The 6,567-nt window shown below is 35.9% G+C and carries 7 protein-coding genes; 2 read left to right on the forward strand and 5 right to left on the reverse strand.

The window, feature by feature from the left end; genetic code table 11:
- Window positions 1–56: 56 nt before the first annotated feature.
- Together AC1DFM_RS26095 and AC1DFM_RS26100 are read right to left on the reverse strand one after the other, a co-directional pair.
- Window positions 57–728 (reverse strand): hypothetical protein, encoded by a 672-nt coding sequence (locus AC1DFM_RS26095; RefSeq protein WP_477079707.1) that lies wholly within the window; start codon window positions 726–728, stop codon window positions 57–59.
- Window positions 718–1,224 carry a hypothetical protein gene (locus AC1DFM_RS26100; RefSeq protein ID WP_477079708.1) on the reverse strand — a complete coding sequence of 169 codons (507 nt, stop codon included), beginning with the start codon at window positions 1,222–1,224 and terminating at the stop codon, window positions 718–720. The genes AC1DFM_RS26095 and AC1DFM_RS26100 overlap by 11 nt, the downstream gene beginning before the upstream one ends.
- A gap of 170 nt (window positions 1,225–1,394) precedes the next feature.
- Between AC1DFM_RS26100 and AC1DFM_RS26105 the strand changes: the two genes are divergently transcribed.
- Together AC1DFM_RS26105 and AC1DFM_RS26110 are read left to right on the forward strand one after the other, a co-directional pair.
- Complete coding sequence (locus AC1DFM_RS26105; protein ID WP_477079709.1) at window positions 1,395–1,826, forward strand: helix-turn-helix transcriptional regulator; 432 nt, start codon at window positions 1,395–1,397, stop codon at window positions 1,824–1,826.
- 100 nt (window positions 1,827–1,926) lie between these two features.
- Entirely contained in the window at window positions 1,927–4,416 is a 2,490-nt protein-coding gene (locus tag AC1DFM_RS26110) for a S8 family peptidase (protein WP_477079710.1), read from the forward strand.
- 1 nt (window position 4,417) lies between these two features.
- Here AC1DFM_RS26110 and AC1DFM_RS26115 read toward each other — a convergent pair whose 3' ends face one another.
- The 3 genes from AC1DFM_RS26115 to AC1DFM_RS26125 form a co-directional block, all read right to left on the reverse strand.
- Window positions 4,418–5,464, reverse strand: a complete 1,047-nt coding sequence (locus tag AC1DFM_RS26115) for an AAA family ATPase (protein ID WP_477079711.1) — start codon at window positions 5,462–5,464, stop codon at window positions 4,418–4,420.
- Window positions 5,465–5,598: 134 nt separating this feature from the next.
- Entirely contained in the window at window positions 5,599–6,150 is a 552-nt protein-coding gene (locus AC1DFM_RS26120; protein WP_477079712.1) for a hypothetical protein, read from the reverse strand.
- A 296-nt stretch (window positions 6,151–6,446) separates the two neighbouring features.
- Entirely contained in the window at window positions 6,447–6,563 is a 117-nt protein-coding gene (locus tag AC1DFM_RS26125; protein WP_477078152.1) for an integrase core domain-containing protein, read from the reverse strand.
- Between the last annotated feature and the right edge of the window lie 4 nt (window positions 6,564–6,567).

Here is a 6,567-nt window from a genome sequence, read left to right on the forward strand (position 1 = left end):
AAATTTCAGTCGCTCCCTTTGTCCAAAAACAGTTACGGCATTGTTTTCTATGATTGTTACCCGTTATCTTCGCTAGCCTTTCCATTTATGCTCGTTACATAGTCTAATCTAAATTCTCTAATATCAATAAGGTGCGAAGCATCAATAAGTTTTAACAGGTGTTTTTCTACACTTAAAATATCGGTATCCAGTCCATCATCTAGCAAACTTTCTTTTGATAAAGCCATATTGAAAAGATTGGATAACTCCTGCCGCCATTCACCAAGAGAGTAAAATCTGAAAGTCTTTTTGAACACGGAGTAAGGATTGAAAAACTCTTTTGTGTTTAGGCTCCGCGGGAAGTCCTGCCAAATTAGTTTTGCTGGATTTTGTGTGAATTTTGAGGAACCCCAAGCACAAAAGTATTCAGCACTCATGATATTAAAATCTTCATTTTTGCTGTCATTCTGTAATACAGCTTTTCTTTCAGAATTGTTTAGCTGAGAGATTAAATAGGCTGCTTCAATAAGATATTCAATTTTCTCATAGAAAAACAACAGTGTAGAGGGGCTTTCTTTACATTTTTTGTTAGAGCAAACCGAATACAACCAGCGTTGAAGTATGGTGATTGTGCGGTGTTTTTCAAAGGCAGAAAAAAAATCATGGATAACCTCGTAAGGCTGGCTGATTTCCTCATTAGAAAGGCGAAGCGGGAGATTATCCCACGGGCGGGGTGCATCAAATATCATACGTTTGTAGATTATGAGGGTTAAACAAAGGGGATTGAGATTTCAGAAAACCGGGAAAAGCTGTAATGATACGGCCACCACTATCTGTTAGCACGGTTAAAAAACTGGTAGGGAGCTGGTTATAATCAAAACCTATAATATTGCCGGTGTTGATAACCCTCTGGAAATTGAGGGAACCAGAAACCGGACTTATAGGGGCAGTAAAGGCATCCCGTAGCAGTGCTAATATGTCGATGACAGGAATCGTAAACTTGCTGACAGAGGGATGCCGTGGAATTTTGTAGTGATGCCTTTCCATAATATGTGCCAGTGCGTTCACATTGATGTAATATGATCGCCGGAATAGCTTTCTCCTGTCCTTCATAGGCACCTGTAGCATGGCTGTACCTACTAGGTCATTGAGCCAATTTTGAGTATCACTAAGCAGGAAGACCAGTTTAAGCCATTCATCTTCATTAAAAGGAGGGCTGAGATGTATTTTATCTGTTTGAGCCATAGATTTAATATTTAAGAGGTTTTAAATCATAGACACAAGTTCAGATATAATAAAAAGGTAATCTATACGCTAATGGGATGGATTACTGGGATAAAAGAGATACTTTAGTAAGTAATTAATCCTATTTTCAGGGATATTCTAGTAGTTAGAAAATTATTTATATTTGTATTATGACATCCACTGATATGCGTAACAAGACCCACGAAGGCCATAACATTAAGAGATTCCGCGAAATGCTGGGCATTAAGCAGGAAGCATTGGCGTTTGAATTAGGTGACGATTGGAACCAAAAGAAAATTTCCTTACTGGAAGGAAAAGAAACAGTTGAACCGGATATATTGGAACAGGTTGCAAGGGCATTGAAAGTGCCAGCAGAAGCGATAAAGAATTTTAGCGAAGAAGCAGCGGTTAATATTATATCCAATACTTTTCAAGATGAATCTGTTGCATACGCTCAATATTATAAATGCACCTTTAACCCTTTTGAAAAATGGGTAGAAACGGCAGAGAAGAATGAGAAACTATATGAGGCTTTATTGCAAAGTGAACGAGAAAAGATTGCACTTTTAGAAAAGTTGCTGGAAGAAAGAAAGATCAAGTAACCTAATTGAAAAGATAGTGTGAAGCCACTATAGTTAGTGGCTTTTTATTTTTAGTGATAGTTAATGTCTCAAAATCAACCCCGCCAGTTAAATTCTACGTATGGCAAATAAGCACCTCTATCTAAGAAATGAAATAGGCAAAAACGATGGGTTTAGTAAAAGTCGTAATGTTCAACCGAATACAACTGACGAAGGAGAGCCAGAACCGTCAAAAACTCCAAGCCCTGCTCAGCAGGATAGGTTACGTAGATGTAGTGCTATCTTTTATTTAGACCGAAAACAAAGGATTGACCAAAGAACTTTAAATTTACCCGGAATAATTGACCTTGTTTTCGTCCGATTTTATAAAGTATTCAATGATAGTTTGAAAAAGGAGTTTTATGAAAGGTATGGTTTACTTGTATCTTCCTATGAAGATTTTAATAAATCAGTATTGTTTGAAATAGCCGATTCTGAATTATTTAAAACATTTATTAAACACCTCGAACTATTTTATGAAAGTCCAATAACAGAAACATATCAGGGGAAAGACTATAACTTAATTGTTCTAATAAATGACTTTCGATTTTTAACTAGTAGACGGAGAATAAAATCTTATTCTTCAGATGTGCTTTCATTGAGCTTAATTCCACCTCAGAGTGTTAATGCGAATGCTATATATGAATCCTTATTGGCTTATCTAATTGAAAAGAATAAGCCTGTAAATCGAACAGAAATTACATCAGAGATTATTGAAGTTTCAAATTTAACCGAAGATGATATTAAGGAGATTGCGGATAACTTTGACATAGTTAAGGCTGTAATAAGTTCCCGTACAGAAAGAAGAAGACCAGGTGAGTTTGGCCAGGAAAGAAGGGATTATGGATTTACTGTTACAGTCGCAGAAAACCTACCTGTAGTTGGAGTAATAGATACTGGATTTTTCCCTATTGAACCACTAAGGCAATGTATAAGTCCTATTGGAATCGACCTCACCAATACAGGTACTTTTATAGACGAAAGTGGACACGGTACCGCAGTAGGGTCTTTAGTAATTCTAGGATATGAGTTTATTACTGATATTAGAGAAAATTATCAAGCAAAAGCTCGAATTGCTGTCATAAAAGCGATTCAACAGGATAATGATACTCTTAACATAGTATTACTTGCAGAAGCTATTAAAGAGGCTAATAGCACTCACGGTATTAGGTTGTTTAATTTGTCTTTGAATGACCCTATGCCAAAGGGTTATAATAAAACTATTAGTGACTATGCTTACTTGCTGGATAAACTGGCGTATGAAAAGGATCTACTTATCTTCATTTCAGTTGGGAATATTTCCGAGCAAAGACTCAAAGAATTAATCATCGATGAGGCTCATCAATCACATGAATACCCGACTATCTTTTATTCTTTGGATAATGGGAGTGAAATACATAGTTGTGAAACAACAAATATTTCTGAACCATCTGAATCATTAAATAATATCTCCATTGGAGCGTTAGCTGGAAATCTTGAAAATAGACTAAATTCAGATATTACGCCTGCGGAAGAGTTTCCAGCATATTATACGCGAAAATTCCATTATGACTATGAACAATMAGTGAATGGCTCGGAGTTTATGAGGTCACAAAAGAATAAGCATCTAAATAAACCAGATCTTGTATTTGAAGGGGGGGACCTTTTTAATCGTGAATCGGGAATGGAAATTCTTCGATCACCCATAGATCCGGATGGTCAAAGGTATTACTCAAGAAGTTGTGGCACAAGTTTGGCCACTCCACTAATTACATCTTTGGCTTCGGAGATTTTGAGAGAATATCCCACATTTAGGGCACAGACAATAAAAGCACTCCTAATAAATTCTGCTACAGCACCAGCTGGTACTTATACTAATCCACCAGCAGCGTTTAGAGGATTTCCCATAAATTTATTCAAAAAGCTAACTGGCTTTGGTCGCCCCAATCCCCAAATACTTACTTCGACAGATAATAACTCTATAACATTTGTTATTGAAAGTGAGATTAAAGCAGAGGAATTGCAAACTGTTATTGTTTCAATACCTGAATACATAAATAATAGTGGGAATAAATTAAATTTTAAGGGTACTCTTTGCTATAGCTTTTCGCCTATAAAAGAAAATCATCTATCATATTTACCTTTACAAATTACATTTGGCATATTTAAGCCTATTGATGCAAACGAAATGGGTAAGAAAGTTGATAAGACCAATAATCAAAAGGCTACCCAAACTGCGGATTATATAATAAAAACAGGAATGAGCTGGTCTGAGGATTTCTTCGGCGTTGAAAATCGGTTATTTTCGAATGTGCAAGAAATCGATCATAATGTATCAGGAGCGCAAATAGCAAATTTGGGAAATAAGGTGTCTCTAGCTTTTAGATGTGTTGTTAAAAAAGATGTCCCTGATTCGCACAAACGAGATCTTGAAACATTAGCACATAAATTTTCACTCATTTTAACTATAAGCGAGCTACCGACATCAAGAGCTAATAATAAATTATATAAAGAAATTATTGCAATAAATACCGTTGAGGCAATTATAAATATTGAGGGAGAGGCAACCACTCATGCAGAAGCCGAATCTTAATTTAGTCTTCTTTATTTGCTGTTTTCAATAGTGCTTTTTTTTCTGACGCAATTAAATCCTTCCATATCGAAGTGCTTATTTTCGCGGTGAGGGGCAGTGTTTTTTTTGCTGTTCTATCGAAAAGGCTTCTTTTTATGGCTGTAATAAGAGTCTTTTGAATACTGTAATATGATAAACCTAGACAGGATTTTATTACTGTACGGGCGGAAACTTTGTTATCAAAATCAAACTTGCCATTTCTCAATGTAAGAGCTATAAGTGCATCAATTTGTTTCTGATTGGGTAAATCAAACTGAATACTTAAATCAAACCTTCTTAGTAAGGCGCTATCAAGCATACTTTTCTGATTCGTAGCAGCAATGAGAATACTAGTTTGTGGCAAATAGTCAAAAAGTTGCAGAATTGTATTAACAACTCTTTTCATTTCACCATGATCTTGACTATAATCTCTTACTTTACCAAGAGAATCAAACTCATCAATAAAAATTACACTATCCTCTGAAGCAGCTCGCTTGAATATTTTTGCTAGATTTTTACTCGTTTCACCTAATTTTGAAGATACAATCGCTCCGAGGTTAACAACTACCATCATTTTCTGCAACTCACCCGCGATAACATAAGAGGCAAGAGTTTTCCCACATCCGGGGGGACCATGAAGCAATATTTTATTGGCAACTGGTAAGTCAAATGAACGTAAGAGTTCTATTTCTTCATGCTCTTGTATGAAATAATTAAGCTCACTCTTTACATCTTCACTACAAATAAGATTTTCGAATTTATAATCAGACGTAATTTTCTCAATAATAAATTCGTTTATTTCTCTATCATCCTCTTTAAGTATGTGCTTTGCAGAACCTACTTTGGCTAACCCGCTTATTTGCTGTTGCCTTATTGAATCTTTCAATAAAGACTGAAGTTGTATAGCAAAGTTTATTTTCTTAGTTTTCTTGGAATGTTCAATCAATTCATTAAGTACAGACAATAGCTTCTCCTGATCATTTTCTAATCCAAATTTTGCTATATCTTTTATATAATCGAATTGACTCATGTATCTAACCCTTTTCTATGGGAATATACGCAAAGTTATCTTTTTTGCCATATCTTTGCACCTCTTTTAATAAAAAAAGTACCATTTCATAAATAGGTGTGACTATTTAGCAGTTGTCTATAAAGGGAATAACATCATTTATTGCTTTTAAAACTTTTAGTGTAGGCGCTGTCCATCATTCGTTTTACACCTCTTTCCTGTTGGTAGTATAAATAGTACCATGCTTTTTTTATCCTATCATTTTCTAGCTGTTGCAGCTTTATTTCCTTCTGGTTATCGCTCCAATGGATACCGAATTTATACAGATTAGAAAGGAATAACATTACTACCAGCCAAAGGAACCAACGGCCAAAAACAACCCTATAAAACAATTTTGCATCCTGTTCCGGGAAAAGCAATAACTGGAATTTTCGTATCACATTTTTAGGCTGTCCGGCAACCGTCAATTTCATGTCTATAATGCCTTTTTTTACAATGTCCTCAATCGGCTTGGTATCTGTTGAAATGTCGATTCCCTTCGGCTTTTCCAGTTTACCTTCAAACTCGGTAAGTTTCCCGGATAAACTGTTGACTGCTTTAACCAGGTCATCAACGGTTTTTGTGTGTAACTTTTGTTCCTCTGTAAATTCTTCCAGTACCAGTTCTAAACTATCTTTTTCAATATCTATTTTCTTTGTGGTATCCATAAAATTGCAATTTTTACGATTAGTGATTCATGCCTGTATTTTGGGATTTTTGTTTCTTCTTTCTTCGCTTGATACCCTCTTCCGTTAACTCATAAGGCAGATAGTTAGATGTTTCTACAGGCTGTAGAAGCTGTTCTAAAAGGCTGCTCAAATCCTTTATTATGGGAACAATGAGTGAATGTTCAATATGTGCTGCCCGCTGCGTTTCGCGGAGCATCCTTTGAGCAGGGGATAACGTTTGTTGTTTTATAGTATCGTACCGGATAGCTGTGTAAGCTTCCCTTAAAACTAGGCCACTAGGGATTAGAGATTTTGGCTTCGAGCTGCTTTTGGGCATACTTTACAGGCGACAGATATCCGAGTGACTTATGAGGTCTCTCCATATTGTAATCCTGTTGCCATTCCTCAGCCATAAAC

Source organism: Chitinophaga sp. 05T412, assembly GCF_056396465.1.